Source organism: Methylobacillus sp. MM3, from assembly GCF_001645185.1.
Lineage (GTDB): Bacteria > Pseudomonadota > Gammaproteobacteria > Burkholderiales > Methylophilaceae > MM2.
The window spans coordinates 549,482-575,697 of sequence record NZ_LXTQ01000001.1 but is presented as its reverse complement, the minus strand read 5'-3'; the positions used below and the strand labels follow the sequence as shown (position 1 = coordinate 575,697).

The following is a 26,216-nucleotide window of genomic DNA, read 5'->3' as shown; positions in this document are numbered from 1 at the left end:
TCGACTAACCCTATGAATGCTGCGCCAGGCCGGCCAGCAGCGACACGATCTTGTCCGGCCCCAGCACTTGCGTGGCGGCCCCAAGTGCAATGGCTGCGCCTGGCATGCCATGCACCACCGAGCTTTCCTTGTCCTGGGCGATGGTGAGCGCTCCCTGATCGCGCATCAAACCAAGTTCCGCCGCGCCATCCTTGCCCATGCCGGTCAGCAGGATGCCGATGGCACTGGCCCCGTAGGCATTTGCCACGGAGCGAAACAGGGTGGAAACCGAGGGGCAGTGTCCGTTTTCCGCCGCATCCTTTTTGAGCGTGACACGGGCATAGGTATCGACATTGGCCTGGAATCCGTTGGGCACGACATAGGCATGCGCCGGCATCATCACGGTGCCGTTGACGGCCAGCGCCACCGCAAACTTGCTGGATTCAGCCAGCCATTGCACGAATCCCTCCGCGAATCCCTGCGCAATGTGTTGCACGATGATGATGGGAATGGGGAAATCCTTGGGCAGGTGCGACAGTATTTGCTGCAGAACCAGTGGTCCGCCGGTGGAGGAGCCGATGGCAACGAGCCTGAAATGCTTGCGGGCAGCCGGCGTCATGAGAGGCGGTTCGGGCGGGAGCGTATCCGGGGCCGGTGCGGCAGGCGTCTTTTGCTTCGCCCAGCGCTTGACGACCTTGATCTCGGACATCAGTTTCACCGTCTGTATCAGTTCGCGAGCCGTTGCCGCATGGTCGGGATGCCCGATGCCCGTCGGCCGTTTCATCACTGCCAGCGCTCCCGCTTCCAGCGCGGAAAGGGTAGTGGACCGGTCATCCGAAGCCGTGCTGTCGGTAACCACCACGATAGGCGTCGGATAGTTTTCCATGATGGCGCGCGTTGCCGCGTAGCCGTCCATCCTGGGCATGTGCAGGTCCATGGTAATCACGTCCGGCTTTCTGGTCTTGACGGCCTCCAGTGCCTCTTCGCCGTTGCTGGCGGTGGCGATGACCTGGATTTCCTGATCCGACGCGAACAGATAAACGAGGAATTCCCGCACCGATGGCGAATCCTCGACCACCAGCAGGCGTATGGGCGGACGATGGGCCAACGCTGTTTTTGCGCTATCGGGCATGCCGTTTCCCCTGTCCGTAGAGTATGTGGAGTCGGCCGGGCATCGTCATGTCTCCTAAACCAGCCGTCCCATCACTTCGAGCAGGTTGCTCTGCTCGAAGCTGCGTTTGACGATATAGGCATCCGCACCGACATCGATGCCCCGCTCGCGGTCTTCGCGCGATTCCAGCGCGGTCACCAGCACCACCGGCAGGTCGGTCAGCCTCTTGTCAGCGCGTATCTTCGCGGTGAGATCGAATCCGTCCATGCGCGGCATTTCCACGTCCGACACCACGATGTCGAAATCGCCGTTGCGCAGCAGCGTATAGCCGTCCACGCCGTCCACTGCGGTCGTGACCCGGTAGCCTGCCAGTTCGAGGATGCCTTTGATCAGGCTGCGCGCAGTGATGGAATCCTCCACCACCAGCACGTGTTTCTGCTGGAGGGTAATCTCCGGCGATTTTGCGATCACGCTCGCTGTCCTGGCGGCCGGCACCTGCAGCGCCGACCTCATCAGGTCGGATACGTTGAGGATGGGTACCGCCTTGCCGTTGCCGAGGATGGTAGCCGCGGCAATATTGCGGACGCGCGAAAGCTGCCGGCCCAGGCGCTTGACCAGCACTTCCTGCTCGTTGAGCACTTCATCCACGACGAACGCGATATGCTTTCCGCTCGCCGTCAGCAAGGCAACCTGGATAAACGGGTCCGCCGCGTCCTCGGTGTGCGCGATCTCCAGCACGTCGCCCATGCGCACCAGGGCAAAAGTTGCGCCGTTGAGGCGCACCGTGGCACGGTTCTCCACAGTGCGGATATCGGTCTTCAGTACGCGCGATGTCTGTTCGACATGGCTGGTGGGCAGCACGAAAGTCTGCTCGCCAACGCGTATCGTGATGCCGCGGTAAGTTGCGAGAGTCAGCGGCAGCAGGATGCGGAAACTGGTGCCGACGCCGGAATGGGTCGTCACATTGACCGAGCCGCCCAGCTTGTCGACTTTTTCGCGCACGATGGCGAGACCCAGTCCGCGGCCGGAAATTTCGGTGATGATGGGGCTGGTGGAAACGCCGGAGTGATAAATCAGCTCCATTGCCCCGGTCTGGTCCATGTTCGAAGCTTCTTCCCGGCTTAACAGGCCGAGCCTTGCGGCATGCGTCTTTACCTTCTCCGTATCGATGCCGCCGCCGTCGTCGGAAACGGTGATCTCCACGCGGTTTCCGCTATGCGGCTGAATGGTGATGACGATTTTTCCGCACTCCTGCTTGTTTTGCCGCACACGCTCCCTGGGCAATTCGATGCCGTGATCGATGGCGTTTCTCATCAGGTGGATCATCGGATCCTTGATCGCTTCCAGTATCCGCCGGTCGGCTTCGAGGTCTTCGCCCCGCATCGTCAGTTCGATCTCCTTGCCATGCTGTTTTGCCAGATCGCGCACCAGGCGCGGAAGGGCTTCCAGCACCGTCGAGAACGGCAGCATCAAGGCTTTTTTCATGTCCTCCAGCAGTTCGTCCACCATGCGGCCGACCATGCGCTGGTCCTGTTCGGTAGATTTGGCGATGGCATTGAGTTGATGGTTAAGGTTCTTGATAAAGGCGGCGTTCTGCTCCAGCAGCTCCTGCAATTGCGGCGGCTGCGCCAGCGTGTGCTGAAACTCGGGGTATTGGCTGCTGAAATTCGACCATTCCTTGTTCATTGCAGCGGTCAGGGTCTGCATGGAGGAGAGCTCCTGCCGGCGCTGCTGTATCAGCAGCTTGGCCGCGAGCAATTCTTCTACCTGCAAAAAAATGGAATCCAGCTTTTCGGTGGCGATGCGCACCGTATTGCCCAGGCCGGTTCTCTCGCTGCCAGCCGGCTTGGGCGCAGGCACGTGCGTGAAATCCGGTGACGTTTCGAGATTGGCCGCCTGCGACTCGACAGCCGGGGAGGGCGCCGCCGCATTCACCTCGTTCAGCAGCGCGCTCAACTGGTTCAGCGTCTGTTGCAGGCTGTCGAATAAAGCGGGCGAGGTGGCGAGTTCGCCCCGCTTCAGCGCCGAGAACGTGCTCTCCAGCGTCTGGCAGATGCTTTCGATGACGCTCTGGTTGACCGAGCGCGCCGCGCCCTTCAGGCTGTGCGCTTCGCGGAAAACCTGCTCTACCAGCGCAGCGACCCTGGCTGCTTCCGGCTGGCTCTCCATCTCGGCGATGCCGGCATACAACGCGTCGATATGCTCCCTCGCTTCCAGCCGGAAGGTTGTCAGCAGGCGCTTGAGGAGTTCGTCGTTGTTGTCCGGCGTCACCATGGCGATTTCTAGCTCCGCTCCATCAATTGTTTCAGTTTCTGCCCGACCGTGTGAAGGTTCTCCGCCGCCGCCTTGGCCTGCCCGGCGCTATCCACATTCTGGCGCGCAGCCTGACTGATGCCCTTGATCGCCAGCACCGCCTGATCCATGCCGACCAGTTGTTGCTGCGCCGATACCGCGATCTGGGTCGCCGCACGCGCGGCTTCTTCTATGCTTTCCGCCAGTGCATTGATCGATTGCCCGACTTCGCCGGAAAGCCGCACGCCGGATTCCACCGCCTTGCTTCCTTGATCGGTCGCCATCACGGCGGCATTGGTAGCTTTCTGAATTTCGCCCAGAATCGCGCGCACCTGGGTGGTCGCCTGTTTGGATTGGCCCGCCAGGCTTTTCACCTCCTGCGCTACCACGGCGAAGCCCTTGCCTTGTTCGCCAGCCTTGGCCGCCTCGATGGCGGCATTCACCGCCAGCAGGTTGGATTGTTCTGCCAGATCGTTGACGGTAGCGATGATTTCGCCGATGGCCTGACTTTGCTCGGACAGGCGGATGATGCTTTCTGCCACCGATTCCATCTGCCCCTGAATATGCCGCATGGCGTTGACGGATTCCTCGACCGATTTCTTGCCGTGCTGCGAGATTTCGGCGGTTCTCTGAGCGGTTTCCGAGACATGACGCGCCTTGTCCGCAGCCATCAGCGCCGTCTGCTTGACCTCTTCCACCGTGGAGGTGGTCTCGCTGACGGCCGTGGCCGTGTTGGTTGATCCCGAGGCCACCTGGCTGGCGGCATCGAGAATGTCGCTGGTGGAGGCGGTGAGAATGGTCACGGTTGCCTGCATTTCCTGCAGCAGGTGGCTCATCCCGGCCTCGATGCGCTTGCGCTCGGAGATGTCGATCACGCTGGTCAGCACAAGGTTGCCTTCTTCGCTCTGGATCGGGTTGAGGCCGATTTCCACCGGAAATTCTCGGCCGTCCTTGCGCAGCCCGAAGAGATCGCGTCCCGCGCCCATGGCCCGCACGCTGGGGTTGGCGAAAAATGACGAGCGATAGCCGCCGTGCATGCCGCGAAAGCGCTCCGGCACCAGTTTGTCGACCGACATGCCGATCAGCTCTTCGCGCGTGTAGCCGAACAGTTTTTCTGCCTGCGCGTTGACCAGCGTAATGTCTCCGTCTTCTCCCACCAGGATGATGGCGTTAGGTGCGGATTCAACCACGCGCTTGAAGCGCTCTTCGGCACGTTTGCGCTCGGTGATGTCGATAATGCTGGCGAGCACCAGGTCGCGCCCGCCGCCATGGATAGGGTTGAGGCCGATTTCCACGGGGATTTCCCGGCCGTCTTTACGCAGCCCGTACAAATCGCGCCCGGCGCCCATGGAGCGGACGCTGGGATGGAAAAAGAAACTGTCGCGGTAACCGGGGTGCGCGGCGCGAAAACGCCTGGGGACGAGCATTTCAATCGGCTGCCCGATCAGTTCGCTGCGCGAATAGCCGAAGAGTTTTTCAGTCTGGGCATTGACCAGCACGATTTTGCCGTTGGCTCCTACCAGCACGATGGCGTTGGGTGCCGCCTCGACGATATGGCGAAAGATGCCCGAGCCTGCACCCGTCCCGATAAAACCAAAACCCCAAGATATTTTTCCCAGATTCAGCATACGGTCTCCACTCCCTGTGGTTCGGCAAATTCCGGCTGATAGGCCGCTGCCAGTTGTTTCAGTTTCAGGCCCAGTTCGTGCAGTTTCCTGGCTGTCTCCTCGGCCTGTTGAGTGCTGATCACGTTTTCTGCGCTTGCCTGCCCGATGTTATGCATCGCCAGCGCCACCTGATCCATCCCCGCCCATTGCTGTTGCGCCGATACGGCAATCTGCGTCGTTGCCTCTGCCGCGCCTTCGATGCTATCCGTCAGCATGCGGATGGCTTCGTCTGCCTGCGCGGAGCGCTCCATGCCCGATGCCACCGCTTTGCTGCCCTGTTCGGCGGTGAATGTGGCGGTGCCGGTTGCCTTGCGGATGTCGTTCAGTATCGTCCTGACCTGTGCGGAAGCCTGTTTGGACTGTTCTGCCAGCCGCTTGATTTCCTGCGCCACGACCGCGAATCCCTTGCCCTGTTCGCCGGCTTTTGCCGCCTCGATGGCCGCGTTGACGGCCAGCAACTTGGATTGCTCCGCCAAATCGATCACCGAGGCCATGATTTCGCCTATCGCCTGGTTTTGTTCGGACAGAAGCACGATACTTTCGGCAGACGATTCCATTTGCCGCTGGATGTGGTGCATGGCATCGGCCGATTCCTGCACCGACTTTCTGCCGTGTTGCGAGACCTGTGCGGTGTTTTGCGCCGTCTCCGCGACGTACCGCGCTTTCTCGGTCGCAAGCTTTGCCGTTTGCTTCACTTCCTCCACGGTCGCGGTGGCCTGTATCACCGCCGCCGCCGTTTCGGCGGAACTGGAACCCAGCCGCATGGCGGCCTCCAGAATTTCCGTCGCCGACGCATTAAGCACATTGACCGTTTCCAGCATCTCCTGCATGAGCTGGTGCAGTTTGGCCTCGGCGCGCGTGCGTTCGACGATTTCCCTTTGCGCGGCTTCGGTGCTTTTCACCAACTCTATCGTTCGTTCTTGCACGCGCTTTTCAAGATCGTCGCGCGCTTCCCGCACGGCTGCTTCGGCGTGCTGCCGGTCGATGTCCGTTTCTTCGAGTGAGCGGCAGTAGCGCCAGATCAAACCGGCGAAGACAAAAATGTTCAGCATGACGACCAGCGACAGGCGAAACTCGCTGTCATAGAACTCGCTGTGCGATCCGGCCCAGCACAGCCAACCGATCAGTACAGGGAGGACAACGGCTGCCGGGAGCAGTTGGCGCGCCATTTCGCCACCAGCACCTGCGCCGCTGACGGTTGCCATCAGCCCGTGTCCGGCGCGCGCGCCGAGTATGCCCAGAGACAGCACCACAAATGTGGCCGCCGTATGTAAAGCCATTTTCGTATGGGCTGCGAAGCCATAAAGCAGCCGGATGTCATAGGTGTAGCCGAGCAGTGCCAGCAAAGCCACAATCAACATGGCCAGCGCCAGGTACTGTGCCGGCCGATGACCGCCCCATGTCTCGGTATCCAGAAACCGCAGCGCCAGCCCCGCCAGCAGGAAATTGAATGCTGCATTGGGGGACATTCTTCCCGGCATCGAAGTCGCCACCGCATCCCGCACTTCCGTGAATAGCAGCTGGTCAATACCGAAATCCATGCCCAGCATGTACTCGCCCAGGGTCAGCAGCCCGATTAGCGCGACGGTAGTCGCACTCCAGTGAGCGATGCGCAACTTATGCAGGCTGGATTGATTTTGCGGTGACAGCCGCAGTGCCAGGCCGATCAGTACGAACGAAAATGCCGTATTCGCCTTCATCGAAACCAGGCTGGGATGTATGCTTTTAAGCGTCGAACTATCCAGCGCCCAACCTATCAGCACGATGATGCCGACGGCCATGACCAGCGTTCCGGCGCTTTTCGACAGCGATTCGAATTTTCTGACCTGGCTGATACTGAGGTTTTTTTCAACCATGCGTTTAAAGCCTCCTTACCGCTCGACCAGCCGCTTCAGTTGCGCGCCTATCGCATGCAGATTTTGTGCGGCGATCTCGGTCTGTTTCGTGCCCGCCATGTTTTGTACGCTGGCCTGCTTGATGTTTTCCATCGCCATGGCCACCTGATCCATGCCCACCAGTTGTTGCTGGCTGGATGCCGCAATCTGCAATGCTGCCTGCGCCGCGTTTACGATGTTTTCCGAAAGCGTCTGGATGGTGGTGCCCGCGGTGCCGGATTGCCTGGCACCGTCTTCCACCGCCTTGCCGTTGAGGTCCGTCGCCATGACGGCAAGCCCGGTTGCCTTCTGTATGTCGGTGAGAATCGCCCGTACCTGCGCCGTTGCCTGACGGGATTGTTCCGCCAGGGTTCTCACCTCTTGCGCCACTACGGCGAAGCCCCTGCCTTGATCGCCGGCCTTGGCCGCTTCGATGGCGGCATTTACCGCCAGCAGGTTGGATTGCTCGGCGAGGTCGTTGACGGTGGCAATGATTTCGCCAATGGCCTGGCTCTGTTCGCCCAGCCGTGAAATGCTATCCGCGGTTGAAATCGTCTGCGAGCGGATGCGGTTGATGCCGTCGATCAGCGCATCCACCGCCTGCTGACCGGATACGGAAACCTGGGCGGTTTCCTGGGCGATGTCGGAGACCTGCTTCGCTTTCTGGCTGCTGACCTGCACGGTCTGTTTCACTTCCTCCACCGTTGCCGTGGTCTGGCTGACCGCCGTAGCGGTCTCGGCGGCGGCACCGGCGACTTGCGAGGTCATCGCAAGGATTTCGGCGGACGATGCGGTGAGCTGCGTAATGGTTTCGCGCAGCTGGCGATTGATCGAGCGCGTCAGGTATAAACTCAGCATCACGCATAGCACGAAGCCGGTAGCCGATCCCAGGAGAATGAAGAAGGCGATGCGATCCACTGTCTCCGACAGATGCTCGCGCTGGCTGGTCAACAATGTCAGTTGCGAATTGCGGAACTGCTCGACCTTGTCCGTCAGCACGCGCGCTCGCGGCAGCATCTCTTGCTCGCTCATCGCGATGGCTTCGGCGATTTTTCCGCGTTGTACCAGGCCGATTGCCAACTGGACCTGCTGTTCGAGTTCCGATTGGAGGGCAGAGATTTCATGCAGCTCGGCGAACTCCTGTCTGGAAGCGGTGGTGCGAATTTTTTCGAATGCTGCTGCAAATCGCTGCGCATCGTGCTCCAGCTCGCGAACGTAGTATTGCTGTTGTTCCGAGAAAAGAAACATTCCCCGGTAATGCTGGATTTGCGAACTGACGGCGATTCTGAGCTCGCTGGCACCATCGGCCAGCGCTTCCCGCGTATTAATGTAGTGCTCGTATTGCTTCTGCTCCAGCTCGCGTGCGTAAAACGCACCCGCCGCAACCAGCAGGAACAGCGATAGCACCACCACATAACCGCCAATGATTTTTGTGCCTATCGTCATCATTTACTCCGCCTGTTCTTGAGGGTGTGCTTCATACTTTGTAGCGCTCCACCAGTTGCTTCAGCCGGATGCCCAATTCGTGCAGGCTGTGGGCCGCGACTTCCGCCTGGCGTGTGCTTTCCATGTTCTGCGAGGTGGTTTCCCGGATGTTGGCCGTCGCCATCGCCAGCTGATCCATGCCGACCATCTGCTGCTGCGCCGAAACCGCGATCTGGTTGGCTGCCGAGGCGTTTTCGCCGATGCTTTCCGCCAGTTGCAGGATGGCTTCGCCGGCTTCGCGCGATTGCCGCACGCCGCTTTCCACCGCTTTCGCCCCTTGTTCCGTCGCCAGCACCGCGATGTTGGTGCCTTTCTGGATGTCGCCCAGCAGGCTACGGATCTGGGTAGTGGCTCGCTTCGATTGTTCGGCGAGGTTTCTGACCTCCTGCGCCACCACAGAAAAGCCTCGCCCGTGTTCTCCTGCCTTGTTGGCCTCGATGGCGGCGTTGACAGCGAGCAGGTTGGATTGCTCGGCGAGATCCTTTACCGTGGCGACGATCTCGCCGATGGCCTGGCTTTGTTCGCTCAGGCGCACGATGCTCTGGGCGATGGACTCCATCTGCTGCTGGATGAGATTCATGCCTTCGATCACGTCCTCGACCGATTTGCGGCCGGTCTGAGACACGGCCACGGCTTTCTGCGCGGTATCCGAGACATGCCTGGCTTTCTGGCTGGAAAGCTGCACGGTCTGCTTCATTTCATCGACCGTGGACACGGTCTGCGCCACGATGGTCGCGGTTTCGGTCGCGCCCGCGGCGATCTGCGAAGTGCCGGTCATGATGGCGCTGGTGGAGGCCGCCAGCACGCCGACGCCCTCGGCCAGCTCGCGGTTGATCGACCGCAGGTTTTCCACCATGGAGGCGAATGCCCGCCCCAGCACATCGTGCTCGCTGGGCGTGGCAATCTGCACGGTCAGATCGCCGGAAGCGATTCTTTCCGCGACTTCCGCCTTGGCGCGCAAGCTGTTCACCATGGCCACAAAGGAGTTACCCAGCGCATCCCTGTCCGATTGCGGCGAAACTTTAAGATTCAGGTCTCCCTGCGCAATTTGCCGACCGATGGCGGCTTTTTCCTGGAGTGATGCGGCCATTTCGCGGAACTTGTCTTCCAGAAAGCCGATTTCGTCATGACGCGACTGCTTGATCGGCCTGACCACGATCTCGCCGGCAGCAATCTGCCGGGCGTCCTCGGTCATGTCGCGCAGAGGCTCGACGATGACGGCGTGCAGCCGTCGTGAAACGGGGAGGGTGATCGCCAGCGAACTCAGCATCACCAGCAGGATGATGCTGCCGTAGCGCACGATGCGGTTAACCAGTGGTTCGGTTTGCACGCGCATGTAAACCGTGCCCACCTGATGCGATTTTTCCATGATGGGCCAGAAAGTCGTCAGCTCGCTGCCATCGAACAGCGTGCCTTGCGGCTGCGCCAGCGGCGGTGAAGGCACGGAGGTCTCCGCACTCAGGTATTGGGTAAAGAGCTTGCCTTTGTCGTCGTACACCGCCGCGGCCCGGACGTCTGGATTGGAGCGCAGCGCCTGCAAATACTCCTGTGCCGCCTTGGGGTCGCCGAATACCAGCGCTGCCGAGACATTCGACGCCACGATATTGGCGCGCACTGCGATGTCCTGCTTCTGCTGGGTGCGGTATGCCACGCTGTCATAAGCGACGATGATGGTGCCGGCCAACAGCAGGGCAATGGCGCTCGCCAGCACGGTAATCAGCCTGAGCTTGCGTCCGATGGGGATGTTGAGCAGCCAGTTCATGGAGCAATCTCCCTGTTGATCTTGTCCATCATGGTTGTTGCCTCGGCTTGACATTGAGAGCGAGGCTCAGCAGCTTGGCACTGAGTACCAGTTTGTTCTGCGCGGCTGCGGCTTCGTCGATCTCGAAGCGGACGCGGTTGTCCTTGAGCACGAAATTGATGATGGCCCCCTTGCCGCCGCTGTCGCTGACGGTCAGCACCGGACTGCCGTGCAGGCTTTCGATGGCCTGCGGCGTGGTCGGGTCGGCATTGCCGAAATACGCGATATCGCAGTCGGATTCCGGCGTCACGATCTTCAGCCGCTGCACGCTGATCGGCCGGTTGCCGGGTTGCTGGCTCGCGGCGGCGGAATCCAGCGTTTTCCCGAAAGGGTCTTCGCCAACCACGCACAAATTGATCGTGCTGCCCGGCGCCGTATCCGGCCATTCGACGTAAATGCCGAACTTGGTCAGGTACGCCGCCTTGACCGCAAGCTCCAGAGGTTCCGCTGCCGATACCGCAAAAGACGCTGCCAGTGCGATGGCCAGCGGCAGCCGGCATCGCGCGCGGATGAAGCGCATCATGGGGGTCAGAATTGCCATGACACCTCCATGTAAACGCTGCGCCGGAATTCGCTGCGCGCGGGGAGTGAGCCGAATTCCGGATGCTCGCGATCCAGCAGGTTGAATCCGCTGACGGACAGGCTGACGCCCTTGGTGATCATCCAGCCGAGGCGGGCGTCGAGCTCGGTATAGGAAGGCACCTCGGATGACGACAGCCCGCCGACGGAGCGCAGCGTCAAGTCGAGCTCCACGTTGCGCGGCAGATTCATCGACGAGCGTAGTGAGAACTGGTAGCGCGGATCGGTTTCCGAATTATCCAGACTGGAGGTGTCACTGCTATCGGAAGCCAATTCCAGGTCTTTCTTGAGGTAGTTGTAGCCCGCGCTCAGCCGCCACCAGTCGTTTACGCGGTAATTGCCCCACATTTCCACGCCGTAGGTGTTGCCGCGCATCTTGTTGCCGAGCACGAAGGGCAAGCCGCCAGGTGACAGTTCGACGCTGCGCAGCTTGTCATAGTCGTTGTAGAAGGCGGAGATCGAGAACGATAGCTTGGCTGTCGGGTCGGCGCGGTAGCCGACTTCGTAGGCGATCAGCTCTTCCGATTCGAAATCCTCGTTGCCGATCAGCCGGAACGGCGCGTTGGCGGGGACGAAGAATTCTGCGTCGATGCGCGAGGGGGTGCGCACCGCTCGCGATACCGATGACCAGAACAGCGATTTTTCGTCCAGTTTCCATGCCAGCCGCGCGCTCGGCTGCGTTTCCGTGCCGGTGTAGCTGTTGTGTTCAAGCTTGATGCCTAGCGTGAGCTTGAGCGCGTCGGCGAGCGCGATACTGTCTTGCCCGAAGAGGTTGGCCAGCTTGAGGCTGCGCTGGGTGGGTAGAAAAGCCAGCGACGCCGAGTTCTCGACGCTATCCTCCATCACGCGATAGCCGCCGCCCCAGACGATATCGTGGCCTTGGCGCCAGCGGAAGCGGTGCTGGATGTCGAGGTCGTAAGTGTCGAGCTGTTCGCGGAACAGGCCGGGGTAGTCGCGACGCGTGCGGTCGAAGTATGTCTGCACCTGCAGGCTGTCGTCACCGCCCAGTGCATGGTTCCAGCGGCCGAGCAGATTGACGCCGGAAAAAGTCTTGTCGCTGCCGACGCGCTGGTCGGATTCGCCGTCGTAAAGGTCGCCTTGCAGCGTGAACTTATCGCCCGCGTCGTCGGAGTCCAGCCGGAACCCCGCTTGCTGCTTATGCCAGCGGTCGTGCGCGTCCGTGCCGTTGGCGCGCTCGGTGCCGTCGCGTTCGAAGCCCTTGGCATAGACGCGGAATGCGGTGTTGTCATTCAGCTTGCCGCCATGGCGTGCCGCACCGCCGTGTTCCTGGGTGCCGACGCCGGCATTGAGCAGCGTTCCCTGCGTGGCATGAGCCGAGCGGGTAATGATGTTGATGACGCCGTTGACCGCATTCGAGCCCCACAGCGTACCGCCGGGACCACTGATCACTTCAATGCGCTCGATGTCCTGCAGCATCACATCCTGTACGTCCCAGAACACGCCGGAGAACAGTGGCGTGTACACCGTGCGGCCGTCGATGAGTACCAACAGCTTGTTGGTGGTGTTCTCGTTGAATCCGCGCGCGGTAATCGCATATTGGCTGGCATCGATACGCGCCACCTGTAGATTGGGCGCCAGTCGCAGCACTTCCGGCACGCTGGTGTAGCCGGAGCGGCGGATGTCTTCCTGGGTGATCACGAATACTGCCGCGGCCGCGGCGCTCAAGGATTCCTTTTTCTTGGAGACCGAGGAAATCTCGATGTTGGCGAGGTCATCGATGCTCATGTGAGAAAGGTCAACAGTCTCTTCATTCGTGATGCCGAATGCCAGGCAAGGAGCCAACAGCATGCCCCCCGCCAGATACCGTGCGGCCGTGACTAACGAAATACCGGCAAAATGGTGTGCCGAACTCTTCACGCGTTGCCTCCCTGGGCTGTCCACTGTATCCCGCTGGCGTCCTGCCCTGTAGTTGCAATTGCAGCAATGCTGCGTCTTATCGCTTCATGTCACTTCCTCGTGTACCACGATGTTTTCATTATGCAAAAGCTGTGCCGCATCCAACACCACCACCCCTTCGGCGGTGATGCCCTTGAGATAGTCCTGGCGTACGCCGGACAGCGTGGGCAATCCCGACTCGATTTCGTGCAGCGGAATGTTCCGCACGCCCAGTATCGAGTCGGCCAGAATGCCGAACTCCATGGTTCCATCCGAGAGAATGACGATCTTGTTGAGGTCGGTCAGGCCTTTTGCCGGCAACTCGAACAGTTGCTTGAGGTCGATCACCGACATCACCTGCCCGCGCACGTTGACGATGCCGGCCACGAAATCCGGAGTGCAAGGCAGCGGTGTCAGGTCCTTCAGCGGGTAGACTTCACGCACATAAGCCGTTTCGATGGCATAGGTTTCGTAAGCCAGTACCAGCGCCACTACCTCGATGGCAGGAGCCGCGGCGGCTTCTTCCGTCGGTTGCGCCAGCAGGCGTGCGCGCTCCAGCAGGATCGCGTTGCCGGCATCCGTTGCCATGCTCTTGGCAGCAGGTTTTCCTGGGCGTGCGCGTTTCGGTTTTTCCGGGGGCATAACGGGTTTCATGCCGCTTTATCCTCTTTGCGCATTCCACTGCGGATGATTTCCATCAATCGGCCGGCGGTCAGTCCTTCGGACTCCGGCAGCAGGTCATCTTCACGGTGTTTTTCCAGAATCAGAAGTGCGTTTTCGAAGTGCTTTGCTGCGACGTGCGGTTTGCGCTGGTCGCGGTAAATGTTGCCGAGGGCGAAGTGGGCGAGTACGAATCCAGGGTCGAGATAGAGCGCGCGCTTGTGCGAAATCGCGGCCTCCGAATTGCGCCCCATTTCCTGCAGTATCGCTCCCAGCAGAAAGTGGCCTACCGGGTTGAGCCTGTCCGTTTCCACCGCACGCTCGCACAGTTCCCGCGCGGTCGGCAATTCGCCGCGATTGGCCTGGGCTCTTGCCTTCAGCAACATGGCATGCACGTCGATCTTTTCCACGGTATCGGCAGTCTTGGGTTTGGCCATTGCCTTGGGTGCTGCAGGCCGGATTGCCGCGACAGTCTCAGTGGGTGTTGAAGTTGCGGATTGCCTCGTTTTTTGCGGAATGAGCGATTTCCGGTGCAGGATGGCGCCCGGAAGATAGATCGGAACGAAGCGCTCGAAAGAAGACTGTGAAATTTCCGATGGGCTGACTACCAGCCAGCCGTTTTCCAACAGTGCCTGGTAAAGCCTGTCGACGACTTGTCTCGCCAGGCCTGGTTCGAAGTACATCATCACGTTGCGGCAAAATACGATATCCATCGCGCTGGTGTTGCTGGCTAATGACGGATAGGTGTCGTCCGCCAGATTGAGATAGGCGAACGTGACCATCTTGCGGATAGAGGGAATGATTTCATGAAGGTTTTTGCCGGCATTCATGAAGTACTTCTCGCGCAGCCACGGCGGCGCGCCGCGGAAAGACCATTCGCCATAAATCCCGGCAGCGGCTTTCTCCAATGCCTGCGGGTTGATGTCCGTGCCCAGTACGGTGATGTTCCACTCGGCGATATCGGGAATCATGCGGTGCAGCAGGATGGCGAGCGAGTAGGCTTCTTCGCCCGTCGAGCAGCCGGCGCTCCAGACCCTCAACTGCCGTGTGGATTGTTGCCGTGCCTCGATGAGGGCGGGCAGCACATGATGCTGAAGCGCTTCGAATACCTGCGGTTCGCGGAAGAAATAGGTTTCGCCTATGGTCAAATGGCGGGCGAGTATTTCGATTTGTTGTTTGTTTAATGGCTGAGACAACAGCCGGTCGATGTAGTCCGGCACGTTCTTGAAATGCAACTCGCGCGCCGTGCCATGCAGTCCGCGCAGCAGATCCGGCCAGCGCTCTCGCGGAAAATGGAGGCCGATCTGCCGGGCGAGAAAGTCGCTCAGTGCAGGAAGCAAAGAATGGTAGTGGGATTCCGTCATGTCTCCAGTGCCTGGTCCAGCAAGGTTTCCTCATCCAACGAAAGAAAACGGTCCAGGTCATGGATCAACACCATGCCGTCCTTCAGTCGGAGGATGCCGGAGACATATTCCATATCCGGCAGAATAGTCTCCGCAGCGGCGATATCTGCTTGGGCGCAATCGAAGACGCCTTCCACGCTGTTGACTACCAGCGCCACGCTCCTCCGCCAGGTGCGCCCGATGATAAGGTGATCGGCGGGCGACAGCGGACGCGTCGGCAAGCCGAAGCAGTGCCGCAAGTCGATGACGGGATGCACAACGCCGTGCACGTTGACGATGCCCATGATTTTTGCCGGCGCTCCCGGTAGCGGCGTGATTGCCACGGCGCGATAACTGCGTTCCACTGTCATGAGCGGAAGCGCGCATCGCCATTCGTCCAGCCTGAACGCCAGTAATGAAGTCATGGGTCAAGCTCCGCCAAGCGGCTGGACGAAACGGGGTTGAATGCGTGAGTGAAAGGAGAAAAACAGGAAGGAATGGCCAAATCGAGGTGTACAGCGATCCTCAACCCAGGGATTTGCCTGGTTGGATTCGCCCTAAACTTGCGAGCGTGCGATTTTCCGCCTATGAACGTGCCATACATGCTCATTTAAGGTTCTTGTTGATTTTTTCTTTTTTAACAAGATGAACTTAACGCGCCTATCAAGCAGTGGCGCCACTCTTGTCCGCAGCAGCCACGTATCAGAATAGCATTTTTTATAAAAAATTTACATTTTTAAACATGCAGTTATGCGTAATGGGTAAAGCGAATTGTAATAATTTTGCAATGTGAAAAATTACGAGGATTTTGCAGAGAAGCGGGCGTAAAAAATGGCGCTGACAAAGAAAACGAGCGACAGCAGGATTTCGATTCCGGCCAGCCCGGCAGACAGTCCGGAGTCGGAATAGGCGCGTACCGTCCCTTCCGTGAACCAGAGCAGGATGAACATCGAAGACCATTGATAAGTGTAGCGCTTGCCGCGCAGGATACCGAACAATGGCAACAATAACGGAGCCGCTTTCAGGATGAGTAGCGTGCCGCCGGGGCGCAACGGTGCCAGCCAGCCTTCCCATGCCAGACACAGCAAAATGAGGGCGATCAGACTGGCGCTTGCAGATAGACGCAAGCCGGCGATCATGCGCGGCATGCCTTTGCCAACGACACCAGTGCAACACGGGCTTCTTGCGCATCGGTCACTGGGGTGTCGAACGAAAAGCGCAGCAAACGCCCGTCCGCCGTCACGTCGAATCCATCGGTGTCCATGCCGGTCATCGCGACCGTCTCCGCAACCCTGCCATGTACGTGATGGCAGTAGGCGCGCAGGTTCTCGGCGTGATCGGCATTCATGTGGTCGAGTATCGCCGTTTCCTGTTCTGCCAACTGGTTGGCCGGCGGATGCAAATCCGGGCCGGGAATCCAGTGAATCTTGCCGAAGCCGCCGATGTAGCGCGCCTGTTTCACCACGATGCGGTAAAACTGGAAATCGTGCATATCGAAATAACCTTCGGCCTGTGGAAAATACCGCAGATAGCGGGCACGCAGACTGTCGTCCTTGGGTGCAATTGCAGCATCGCCTACCAGCGTCAGCCTTGCACCTGCCTGCATGTCCGGGCTTGCCGGGTCAAATGCAATCAGCGAGACGCGCGGGTCGGCCTGAATATTCTTGGTGTGTTCGGCGATGGTCGAAATCAGGATCAACGGATTCCCGCCGTGATCCAGCACAAAGGGCGCAATCGAGCCGAACGGATAGCCTTCCAGCCGCGCCGAAATCGTTGAAAGCACGCCGCTATGCGTGGCGTAAAGAAATTTGCGGGCGTCTGCGGCTATTTGGTTCATGCGTCATCCGTGATATAGGCGCTGTTACGCATCGAAACTTCCTCCGGGCTTGCGAGAGAGGGCCGGAATAAGGAGCGAGTGCGGGCGAAAAGAGATAATCTCATTCGGCATTCAGCTTCAACGCCGTTTCCGCCAGTCGCTTGCCCAGCACGATGCACAACTTGCGCTCGGCGTCGGTGATCGGCTTGTCGTCCAACGTGCCCGACAGATGGCTGGCGCCGTAAGGGGTTCCGCCGGCGGTGGTAGTTGTCAGCTCGGTCTCGGAGTAAGGCAGGCCGAGAATCATCATTCCGTGATGCATCAATGGCAGCATCATGGAAATCAGCGTCGACTCCTGTCCGCCGTGCATAGAAGCGGTCGCGGTGAAGAGCGCTGCCGGCTTGCCGATAAGCGCGCCGTTCACCCACAGGCCGGACGTGCCGTCGAGAAAGTATTTGAGCGGTGCTGCCATGTTGCCGAAGCGTGTGGGGCTGCCCAGCGCCAAGCCGGCGCATTCCTCCAGATCCTTTAATTCGGCATAGGGCGCGCCGCTCTCGGGAATCTCGGCGTCAGTGGCTTCGCAGACTGTCGAGACGCGCGGGACGGTGCGGATGCGCGCTTGCGCGCCGGGGACGCTTTCGATGCCGCGCGCAATCAGCTGAGCCATGTCGCGCACCGAGCCGCCGTGCGAGTAATAGAGTACGAGAATGTCGATCATGGCCGTATTTTACTTGGAATTGCGCATACGCATCCGCCGGGATTGACGATAGAATTTCGAATCTTTTCATTTTATCGGGAATCCGTCATGCCTTTTGCCAGAATGCTCCTTTGCGTGTTCGTCACGACGATGTTCGCATCGCCGGTATTTGCCGACGATGCGCCGGGCGAAAAGGTCGAGGCGACGACTGCGGCCGGGGACAAGGTCATCCTGCATCCCAACGGTCGCTGGGAGTTCGTGGATACGCAAAAGGCCGAAGCTGCGAAAGAGGTGGCCCGGCAGTACCCCGAAAACCAGGGTTGCCCGCCCGGCTGGCGGGGCAGCTTGCTGGGTTTCGGGCGCTGCGTTCCTCCCGGCGACAAGGATTTCAATCGCGGCTCGATGATAGGCAAGTAAAAGCCACCTTATCCACATGAAACCGCAACAACCCCACAGGACGCGCCTGCTGGCCTGGCTCGCCATTATCCTGGCCGCCGGCTTCCTGACCACGGCTGTCGTGAATTATCTCGTTTCCCGCGACAAGATCCGCGAAAGCATACTGGCGCAGGAATTGCCGCTGACCGGCGACAATATCTATTCCGAGTTGCAGAAGGATCTGCTGCGCCCGGTTTTCATTTCGTCGCTGATGGCACGCGATACCTTTTTGCGCGACTGGGTGATCGCGGGTGAGCAGGATTCCGACGCGCTGGTGCGCTATCTCAACGAAATCCGCACGCAATACGGCACCATCGCCAGTTTTTTCGTTTCAGAGCAAACCCGTACCTACTATTACTACCAAGGTCATCTCAAGCAGGTGCATGAGGATGACGGCCGGGACCGCTGGTATTTCCGCGTGCGCAAGATGGCGCAGCCGTATGAAACCAATGTTGATCCCGACATGGCCAATCGCGATACCATGACGGTCTTCATCAATCATCGGGTGCTGGATTATCGCAATAATTTCATCGGAGTGACGGGCGTCGGACTGACGCTGGAGAAGGTGTCGCACCTGATCAACAGTTATCAGCAGCGCTTTAAGCGCCGCATCTTTTTTGTTTCCTCCCAGGGCGAAGTCATGTTGCGCGGCACGCGCAGTCACATGGAAAATCACACCAATATCCACACGATGCCCGGGTTGAGTACCATCGCCGACCGCATACTCGCTGCAGGCAAAACCCAAGTACAGCTTCAGTATCAATACCGGGACTCTACAACACACGTCAATTCGCGCTTCATCCCGGAGCTCGGCTGGTATCTGCTCGTCGAACAGGACGAGCGCGAATCGCTTTCACCCCTGCGCCAGATGGCGATTTTCAATGCAACCATCAGCGTCATTGTGACTTTGCTGGTGCTGGGGCTCACCTGGTACGCCATCCGCTATTACCAGCGCAGGCTGGAGCAGATGGCCTCTATCGACAAGCTGACCGGGTTGTTCAATCGCCAGGCGCTCGATGCCTTGTTGACGCAGACACTCAAGGACGTGAAACGAGACTTTCCACTGTCGTGCTGGATATCGATCATTTCAAGAGCGTGAACGACAGATACGGGCACGCGTCCGGCGATATCGTCATCGCCGTCGTGGCCGGATTGTTGAAGGAAAAGCTGCGCAAGAACGATATCGTCGCGCGATGGGGCGGGGAAGAGTTTCTGCTTTTGCTGCGTGATTGCCCGCTGAATGAGGCGGTTCGCCTTGCCGAGGAAATACGCCAGTCCGTTGCGGAATTGGCGATTACCCTGCCGAAAGAGACCGTCCACGTTACCGTGAGCGCAGGCGTAGCCGAATATGTGCCGGAAGAAACTGCCGGTGGGTTCTTCGTCCGCGCAGACGATGCACTTTACCGCGCAAAAGCGGCCGGACGGAACAGGATCGAAGCTAGCGGGATGCTCGCCGTTTAGGCATCCACCCCGCGGCAGCCTCGATCAGATACGCTTCGCCAGTTCCGTAGCCTTGCCGGTATAGCTTGCCGGAGTCATTTCCAGCAATGCTTTTTTCGCATTTTCCGGAATTGCCAGCCCGCCGATAAAGTCGTGCAGGGCTTCCCTGGTGATTCCGCCCTTGCCGCGCGTGAGCGCCTTCAGTTGCTCATACGGGTTTTCGATACCGTAGCGGCGCATCACGGTCTGGATCGGTTCGGCCAGCACTTCCCAGGCGTTATCCAGGCCTTCGGCCAGCTTCGCGCGGTTGGCTTCCAGCTTGCCCAGGCCCTTGAGGCAGGAGTCGTAGCCCAGCAGGGTATAGCCGAAGGCAACACCCATGTTGCGCAGTACGGTGGAGTCGGTCAGGTCGCGCTGCCAGCGGGAAATCGGCAGCTTTTCGGCGAGATGGCCGAGTACTGCGTTAGCCATGCCGAGATTGCCTTCGGAGTTCTCGAAGTCGATCGGGTTCACCTTGTGCGGCATCGTGGAAGAGCCGATTTCGCCTTCCTTGACCTTCTGCTTGAAGTAGCCCATCGAAATGTAGCCCCATACGTCACGGTCGAGGTCGATCAGGATGGTGTTGGCGCGCGCGATGGCGTCATACAACTCGGCCATGTAGTCGTGCGGCTCGATCTGGATGGTGTAGGGGTTGTAAGTGATCCCCAGGCCGGTGACGAACTTCTGCGCAAAGGCTTCCCAGTCGAATTCCGGATAGGCGGACAAGTGGGCGTTGAAGTTGCCGACCGCGCCATTGATCTTGCCGAGGATTTCGCAGCCTGCAATCTGCTGCTTCTGGCGGCGCAGGCGGTAGATCACATTGGCGAGCTCCTTGCCCAAGGTGGTGGGCGAGGCCGGCTGGCCGTGCGTGTGTGCCAGCATCGCGGCATCGGCCAGGTCGTGCGCCTGTGCGGTCAGGTTGTCGATCAGCTTGTCCAGCATCGGCAGCAGCACGGCGTCGCGGGCGGATTTCAGCATCAGCGCGTGCGACAGATTATTGATGTCTTCCGAGGTGCAGGCGAAATGGATGAATTCGCTGGCCTTGTGGATTTCCGAGTTGCCGTAGAAACGTTCCTTCAGCCAGTATTCCAGCGCCTTCACGTCGTGGTTGGTGCGCGCTTCGATGGCCTTGACCTGTGCGGCCTCGGTTTCACCGAACGAGGTAATTGCGTCGTTCAATTCCTTGATCGTGGATTCCGAGAATGCGGCCACTTCCGGAAGTGCCGGATCTGCTGCCAGCGCTTTCAGCCACTCGATTTCCACCAGTGCACGGTGGCGGATCAGCGCGTATTCGCTGAAGAAAGGACGTAAAGCGTCCAGTTTGGATTGGTAGCGTCCGTCGAGCGGGGAGAGGGCGTTCAGTGCGGTGAGATCCATGAGAAAAATCTGGGGTGTTTGAAGTAATTCATTATTTTACCTTTTAGAGCGAACTTTTGGCGTACAGATTGATGCCATTGTGGGGTAATGCCTTCAGCCGCCCGGTTCGCCGAGCATGACATCGGCGAAACTTGCCACTTGCCCCGGGCTCTACCATATATAAGAAATTGCTCATACAATAGGGCTGCCATGTTTGCCAGAACCTTGCTTTTGCTGATGGTCTTGCTTCCCGCCACAAGCTGCGCGGAAGACCTGTACTCGTCCGCCGCGAGTACCGAGGACAATATCCGCAATATGGATCGCGATCATGATGGCATGGTATCCATTCACGAAATCCGCGCTTACCTCGAAGCGCAGAACGGCAAGGGCTACCGGCGCGAATTGCTGGACGAAATGGAAATGAAAGCGGACGCCAGGAGTTGCGCCTCGCCGTTCAGTCGGTCGTTTTACTGAGCAGTTCGGTTTCTTTCAAAAACTTTGTGATTTCATCCGCCGGTACGGGATGGCTGTATAAATAGCCTTGTACCTGATCGCACCCTTCATGCAGCAGGTATTCCGCCTGATCCCTGGTTTCCACGCCTTCGGCCACGATCTTGAGTTTCAGGCTGTGCCCTAGCTGAATCACGGAGTGGACGATGGCGGCGTCATCCGGATCGACCGTCATGTTGCGCACGAAGGATTGATCTACCTTGAGCTTGTCCACGGCGAAGCGCTTCAGGTAGGTCAGGCTGGAATAGCCGGTGCCGAAATCGTCGATCGATAGCCGGATGCCGATTTTCTTGAGTTTCTTGATGACTCCCAGTACGTAATCGACATTCTGGATGAGGATGGATTCGGTCAGCTCCAGTTCCAGCCACGCGGGTTCCAGTCGCGTTTCCGCGAGTACGTCGATGATGGTTTCAACGATGTCTCCACGCCTGAACTGCAGCGCGGACAGATTGACGGCGACGGCGAACGGCTCATGGCCGGCGTCTTGCCAGAGCCGGTTCTGGCGGCATGCTTCGCGCAGCACCCATTCCCCGATCGGCACGATCAGACCGCAGTCCTCCGCTGCCGGAATGAACTTGGCCGGCGGGACCAGGCCGAGTTCAGGGCTTTTCCAGCGTATCAGCGCCTCCACCCCGATCATCTGCCCGCTTGCCAGATCGAATTGGGGCTGGTAGTGCAGCACGAACTCCTGCTGTTTCAGCGCCTGATGCAGATTATTCTGCAACTGCATCCGCTCCATGGCATGGATGTTCATCTGTTCGGTATAAAACCGGTAGGTATTGCGCCCGCAGTCCTTGGCGTAATACATCGCGGCATCCGCCAGTTTCAGCAGGGTGTCGAAGTCGGTGCCGTCGTCCGGATACAGGCCAATGCCGATGCTGAAAGAGGTATTGAGGATGTGCCCGCCGATGTCGAAAGGATTGGACAGATGTTCGAGTATCTTCTGTGCCACCGTTGACGCGGTGCTTATCTCCTGCAGCTCGGGCAGCAGGATAACGAATTCGTCGCCGCCCAGCCGACTGATGGTGTCGGTGTCCCGCACGCAGTTGCTGAGCCTTTCGGCGACCCCCAGCAGCAACTGATCGCCGATTTCGTGGCCGAGCGTATCGTTGACGTTCTTGAACTGATCCAGGTCGAGAAACAGCAGGGCTGCCATGGTTTCGTTGCGCGCCGAAGCGGCAGCGGCCTTGTCGAAGCGATCGCGTAGCAGCAGCCGGTTGGGCAGCCGGGTCAGCGGGTCGTGGTAGGCCAGGAATTCGAGCTGCTGTTCGGTTTCCTTGCGCTGGGTGATATCGGAAAAGATCGCAATGTGATGCGTGACCAGGCCGTTCTGGTCGCGCACCATGCTGATATCCAGCCATTCCGGATAGATCCTGCCGTTCTTGTTGCGGTTCCAGATTTCTCCGCGCCATGACCCTTCTATCTCGAGCTGGTGCCATAGCGCATGATAAAACTCCTTGCTTTGGCGTCCGGACGAGAGAATGCGCGGATTCTTGCCGATGACTTCTTCGGCGATATAGCCGGTCACTTCGGTAAAGGCGCGGTTGACCGACAGGATGTTGTTGTCGGCATCGGTGATCACCACTGCCTCGCGGCTATTTAGCAACACCTGGGCCGAGAGTCTTAGCTGCTCCTCCGCCAGCGTTTTTTCCGTCACGTCGCGCCCCAGGATGATCAGCATCCGGCGGCTTCCATCTTCGTGGAAGAGAGGGGATTTGATGACTTCGAAAATGCGCGGGCCATGGGCAGCGCTTTGTACTTTTTCTGTCGACCTGGTCGGTTTGCCGGCATGCCACGCTATCTCATCGGAAGCGATGCAAGCCTGAAAGCTCTCGAGATGATCGGGAGACGAGAGTGCCGCAAGCTCGAGATCGGTCTTGTTTTGCCAGGGCTTGCCTTCCAGGTCGTAGAGATCGATGCCGGCCTGATTAACCACTTGCCAGCGCCCTTCGCCGTCTTTCAGCGCAACGAAGTCCGGCGATGCGTCGATCAGCGCCTGGAAGCTTTCTTCGCACAGGCAGGAGCTTTTATGGGAGAGCGCGCCCACGAACCGGTAGCCCCGGCCATACTCGGTTTTGATGAGAGCATCTGCTCCCGGATTGGCTTTGCGCAGACGGGATTTGATGACGGAGATGCAGCGCGCAATGCTTTCGTCGGACGTGGGCGCTCCATTCCATACCGATTCGATCAACTCTTCCTTGGATACCAGCTCTCCGGCGTGCTGCACCAGGTAGGACAAAACCGCCAATTCTTTGGGATAGAGGGTCAGTTCCTGCCCGCGATAGGAAACGCCGAAATCGTTATCAATATGGAATTCGTTGAAGCTTGCCTGGAATTTTATTTTCATCATGGTATCCCATAAGGATTTTGCGGCTGCACAGTCCACCCCGCGCCGCATATCCGAGAATCATTCTCCTTAACAAGATCATTAGAATCTTTATTGAATCCTTATGGAATTGCCTTTAGCCCGGAATAGGTCCAATTGTCGGACGAAAAAAACGTTTCGTGCACGGAAGGCGGGGCAAGCAGGCTTTGCCGGATAGCGCGCAACAGGCCGGGTGAATAGGTTACTGCTCCGCTCTCCGCTATAATTCAGCTTTTGCCTATGCTGGAATTGAAATCATGCTGAATGCCTATCGGGACCATGTCGCCGAGCGTGCCGCGCTTGGTCTGCCGCCACTTCCTCTTTCCGCAGAGCAGACCGCGCTGCTGGTTGAATTGCTCAAGCATCCGCCTGTCGGCGAGGAAACTACACTGCTGGAACTGCTTGAAAATCGCGTTCCGGCCGGCGTGGACCAGGCGGCATACGTCAAGGCGGCATTTCTTTCCGATATCGCGTCAGGCACTGCAACTTCTTCGCTGGTCTCGCCGGTCAAGGCCGTGCAGCTGCTTGGCACGATGCTAGGCGGTTACAACGTGCAGGCGCTGGTGGCGCTGCTGGATTCGCCGCTGGGCGAAGAGGCTGCCAACGCGCTGAAATACACCACATTGATGTTCGACGCCTTTCACGACGTGCAGGAAAAAATGCAGGCCGGCAACGCGCATGCCAAGCGCCTGATCGAATCCTGGGCCGAAGCCGAGTGGTTCACCGCGCGCAAGGTCTTGCCGCAGGAAATCCGTGCCGTGGTGTTCAAGGTGCCGGGCGAAACCAATACCGATGACCTTTCTCCGGCGCAGGAAGCCTGGTCGCGCCCGGACATCCCGCTGCATGCCAAGGCGATGCTGATTTCCAAGATGCCGGACGGCCTCGACACCATTCAGAAACTCAAAGAAAAGGGTCTGCCGCTCGCTTATGTCGGTGACGTGGTCGGCACCGGCTCGTCGCGCAAATCCGCGATCAACTCCGTGCAATGGCACATGGGCGAAGACATCCCCTGCATTCCGAACAAGCGTACCGGCGGCATCGTGCTGGGCGGCAAGATCGCGCCGATTTTCTTCAATACCGCCGAAGACTCCGGCGCGCTGCCGATCCAGTGCAATGTCGAGCAGATGAACACCGGCGACGTGATCGTGATCCATCCGTTTGCGGGCAAGATCACCAACGAAGCGGGCGAGACCATCAGCACTTTCGAGCTGGCGCCGCTGACGATGCCGGACGAAGTGCGCGCCGGCGGCCGCATCCCGCTGATTATCGGTCGCGGCCTCACCACCAAGGCACGCGAAGCGCTGGGCTTGCCGCCGTCCGAGCTGTTCATCAAGCCGATTGCGCCCAAGGACACCGGCAAGGGTTACACGCTGGCACAGAAGATGGTCGGCCGCGCCTGCGGCGTGGAAGGCATCCGTCCCGGCACTTATTGCGAACCCAAGATCACCACCGTCGGCTCGCAGGATACTACCGGCGCGATGACGCGCGATGAGTTGAAAGAGCTGGCCTGCCTCGGCTTCTCCTCCGACCTGGTGATGCAGAGCTTCTGCCACACCGCCGCGTACCCCAAGCCGGTGGATATCAAGCTGCAGCACTCGCTGCCGGAGTTCATGTCCAGCCGCGGCGGCGTGTCCTTGCGTCCGGGCGACGGCGTGATCCACTCCTGGCTCAACCGCATGATCCTGCCGGATACAGTCGGCACCGGCGGCGATTCGCATACCCGTTTCCCCATCGGCATCTCCTTTCCGGCCGGTTCCGGCCTGGTGGCGTTTGCCGCAGCCATGGGCGCGATGCCGCTCGACATGCCGGAATCGGTGCTGGTGCGCTTCAAGGGCGAAATGCAGCCCGGTATTACGCTGCGCGACCTGGTCAACGCAATTCCCTATGCCGCCATCCAGAAGGGCGAACTGACGGTCGGCAAGCAGGGCAAGAAGAATGTTTTCAACGGCCGCATCCTTGAAATCGAAGGCCTGCCGGACCTCAAGGTGGAGCAGGCCTTCGAGTTCGCAGACGCTTCTGCCGAACGCTCCGCCAACGGCTGCTCGGTGCGACTCAACAAGGAGCCGGTGATCGAGTTTCTCAACTCCAACATCGCGTTGATGGAAAACATGATAGCCAACGGCTATGAGGATGCACGTACCCTGCGTCGCCGCATTGAAGCTATGCAGGCGTGGCTGGCCAGGCCGGAGCTGCTGCAACCTGACGCCGACGCAGAATATGCCTACGTGCTGGAGATCGACCTCAACGAGATCAAGGAGCCGCTGGTGGCCTGCCCTAACGATCCCGACGATATCAAGCCGTTGTCGGCAGTGGTCGGCGACAAGATCGACGAAGTATTCATTGGCTCCTGCATGACCAACATCGGCCACTACCGTGCGGCGGCGAAGGTGCTGGAAGACGCCGGCATCATCCCGACGCGGTTGTGGATCGCGCCGCCGACGCGCATGGACGAAGCCGAACTGCGCGAAGAGGGTGCCTACTCGGTGTTCGGCCGCGCCGGTGCACGCACCGAAGTGCCGGGTTGCTCGCTGTGCATGGGCAACCAGGCGCGCGTGGCTGACCGTGCGACGGTGTTCTCGACTTCGACGCGCAATTTCGATAACCGCATGGGCAAGGACGCCCGAGTCTATCTTGGCTCGGCCGAGTTGGCAGCGGTGTGCGCGCGTATGGGCAAGATGCCGACGCCGGAAGAGTATCTGGCCGTGATAGGCGACAAGCTGTCGAAGGATGCGGGAAGTATTTATCGCTATCTCAATTTCGACAGGATGCCGGCGTATGTGAAGAAGATTATCCCGATTGTCGAGGAGCCGGCGTAAGTCTCCTGTTCTGATG

General features: G+C 59.3%; 21 protein-coding genes. 5 read left to right on the top strand and 16 right to left on the bottom strand.

The features are described from left to right. Nucleotides 1-10 precede the first annotated feature (10 nt). The 14 genes from cheB to wrbA form a co-directional block, all read right to left on the bottom strand. Nucleotides 11-1,111 (bottom strand): chemotaxis-specific protein-glutamate methyltransferase CheB, encoded by a 1,101-nt coding sequence (gene cheB, locus A7976_RS02680; RefSeq protein WP_067106454.1) that lies wholly within the window; start codon nt 1,109-1,111, stop codon nt 11-13. Between the two features lie 54 nt (nt 1,112-1,165). Next, entirely contained in the window at nt 1,166-3,364 is a 2,199-nt protein-coding gene (locus A7976_RS02675; protein WP_067106452.1) for a response regulator, read from the bottom strand. A gap of 8 nt (nt 3,365-3,372) precedes the next feature. Beyond that, nucleotides 3,373-5,010 (bottom strand): PAS domain S-box protein, encoded by a 1,638-nt coding sequence (locus A7976_RS02670; RefSeq protein ID WP_067106450.1) that lies wholly within the window; start codon nt 5,008-5,010, stop codon nt 3,373-3,375. Next, nucleotides 5,004-6,905, bottom strand: coding sequence for a methyl-accepting chemotaxis protein (locus A7976_RS02665; protein ID WP_067106449.1), 1,902 nt, complete (start codon nt 6,903-6,905; stop codon nt 5,004-5,006). The genes A7976_RS02670 and A7976_RS02665 overlap by 7 nt, the downstream gene beginning before the upstream one ends. 15 nt (nt 6,906-6,920) lie before the next feature. Beyond that, nucleotides 6,921-8,372 carry a methyl-accepting chemotaxis protein gene (locus A7976_RS02660; protein ID WP_240483772.1) on the bottom strand — a complete coding sequence of 484 codons (1,452 nt, stop codon included), beginning with the start codon at nt 8,370-8,372 and terminating at the stop codon, nt 6,921-6,923. A gap of 28 nt (nt 8,373-8,400) precedes the next feature. Next, nucleotides 8,401-10,170, bottom strand: coding sequence for a methyl-accepting chemotaxis protein (locus A7976_RS02655; protein ID WP_067106447.1), 1,770 nt, complete (start codon nt 10,168-10,170; stop codon nt 8,401-8,403). 28 nt (nt 10,171-10,198) lie between these two features. After that, nucleotides 10,199-10,750, bottom strand: coding sequence for a YfiR family protein (locus A7976_RS02650; RefSeq protein WP_067106445.1), 552 nt, complete (start codon nt 10,748-10,750; stop codon nt 10,199-10,201). Then, entirely contained in the window at nt 10,738-12,666 is a 1,929-nt protein-coding gene (locus tag A7976_RS02645; protein ID WP_131800986.1) for a TonB-dependent siderophore receptor, read from the bottom strand. Before A7976_RS02645 ends, A7976_RS02650 begins: the two co-directional genes overlap by 13 nt. A gap of 84 nt (nt 12,667-12,750) precedes the next feature. After that, nucleotides 12,751-13,338 carry a chemotaxis protein CheW gene (locus A7976_RS02640; protein ID WP_205633428.1) on the bottom strand — a complete coding sequence of 196 codons (588 nt, stop codon included), beginning with the start codon at nt 13,336-13,338 and terminating at the stop codon, nt 12,751-12,753. Next, nucleotides 13,335-14,708, bottom strand: a complete 1,374-nt coding sequence (locus tag A7976_RS02635) for a protein-glutamate O-methyltransferase CheR (RefSeq protein WP_067106442.1) — start codon at nt 14,706-14,708, stop codon at nt 13,335-13,337. The genes A7976_RS02640 and A7976_RS02635 overlap by 4 nt, the downstream gene beginning before the upstream one ends. After that, nucleotides 14,705-15,151 carry a chemotaxis protein CheW gene (locus tag A7976_RS02630; RefSeq protein WP_067106440.1) on the bottom strand — a complete coding sequence of 149 codons (447 nt, stop codon included), beginning with the start codon at nt 15,149-15,151 and terminating at the stop codon, nt 14,705-14,707. The genes A7976_RS02635 and A7976_RS02630 overlap by 4 nt, the downstream gene beginning before the upstream one ends. A 372-nt stretch (nt 15,152-15,523) precedes the next feature. Then, nucleotides 15,524-15,865, bottom strand: a complete 342-nt coding sequence (locus tag A7976_RS02625; RefSeq protein ID WP_067106438.1) for a DUF2069 domain-containing protein — start codon at nt 15,863-15,865, stop codon at nt 15,524-15,526. Further along, nucleotides 15,862-16,563, bottom strand: a complete 702-nt coding sequence (locus A7976_RS02620; RefSeq protein WP_067106436.1) for a HugZ family protein — start codon at nt 16,561-16,563, stop codon at nt 15,862-15,864. Before A7976_RS02620 ends, A7976_RS02625 begins: the two co-directional genes overlap by 4 nt. Nucleotides 16,564-16,663: 100 nt before the next feature. Then, nucleotides 16,664-17,260, bottom strand: coding sequence for an NAD(P)H:quinone oxidoreductase (wrbA, locus tag A7976_RS02615; RefSeq protein WP_067106435.1), 597 nt, complete (start codon nt 17,258-17,260; stop codon nt 16,664-16,666). 87 nt (nt 17,261-17,347) lie between these two features. Between wrbA and A7976_RS02610 the strand changes: the two genes are divergently transcribed. The 3 genes from A7976_RS02610 to A7976_RS15255 are packed head-to-tail and all read left to right on the top strand — an operon-like array spanning nt 17,348 to nt 19,135. Beyond that, on the top strand, nt 17,348-17,656 hold the full coding sequence (locus A7976_RS02610; protein ID WP_067106434.1) for a hypothetical protein: 309 nt from the start codon (nt 17,348-17,350) through the stop codon (nt 17,654-17,656). Between the two features lie 16 nt (nt 17,657-17,672). Then, a complete protein-coding gene (locus A7976_RS02605) occupies nt 17,673-18,773 on the top strand; it encodes a cache domain-containing protein (RefSeq protein ID WP_205633427.1) in 1,101 nt (366 codons plus the stop codon). Continuing rightward, complete coding sequence (locus A7976_RS15255) at nt 18,743-19,135, top strand: GGDEF domain-containing protein (protein WP_205633426.1); 393 nt, start codon at nt 18,743-18,745, stop codon at nt 19,133-19,135. The genes A7976_RS02605 and A7976_RS15255 overlap by 31 nt, the downstream gene beginning before the upstream one ends. A 24-nt stretch (nt 19,136-19,159) precedes the next feature. Here the strand turns inward: A7976_RS15255 and purB are convergent, their stop codons facing one another. Beyond that, a complete protein-coding gene (purB, locus tag A7976_RS02600) occupies nt 19,160-20,530 on the bottom strand; it encodes an adenylosuccinate lyase (protein ID WP_067106432.1) in 1,371 nt (456 codons plus the stop codon). Between the two features lie 189 nt (nt 20,531-20,719). Between purB and A7976_RS02595 the strand changes: the two genes are divergently transcribed. Continuing rightward, nucleotides 20,720-20,983: a hypothetical protein gene (locus tag A7976_RS02595; RefSeq protein ID WP_067106431.1), complete on the top strand. Its 264-nt coding sequence runs from the start codon at nt 20,720-20,722 to the stop codon at nt 20,981-20,983. Here the strand turns inward: A7976_RS02595 and A7976_RS02590 are convergent. Then, entirely contained in the window at nt 20,964-23,369 is a 2,406-nt protein-coding gene (locus A7976_RS02590; protein WP_165601711.1) for an EAL domain-containing protein, read from the bottom strand. The genes A7976_RS02595 and A7976_RS02590 overlap by 20 nt on opposite strands. 272 nt (nt 23,370-23,641) lie before the next feature. Here A7976_RS02590 and acnB point away from each other — a divergent pair, with 272 nt between their 5' ends. Beyond that, nucleotides 23,642-26,200, top strand: coding sequence for a bifunctional aconitate hydratase 2/2-methylisocitrate dehydratase (acnB, locus tag A7976_RS02585; RefSeq protein WP_067106424.1), 2,559 nt, complete (start codon nt 23,642-23,644; stop codon nt 26,198-26,200). The last annotated feature ends 16 nt before the right edge of the window (nt 26,201-26,216 follow it).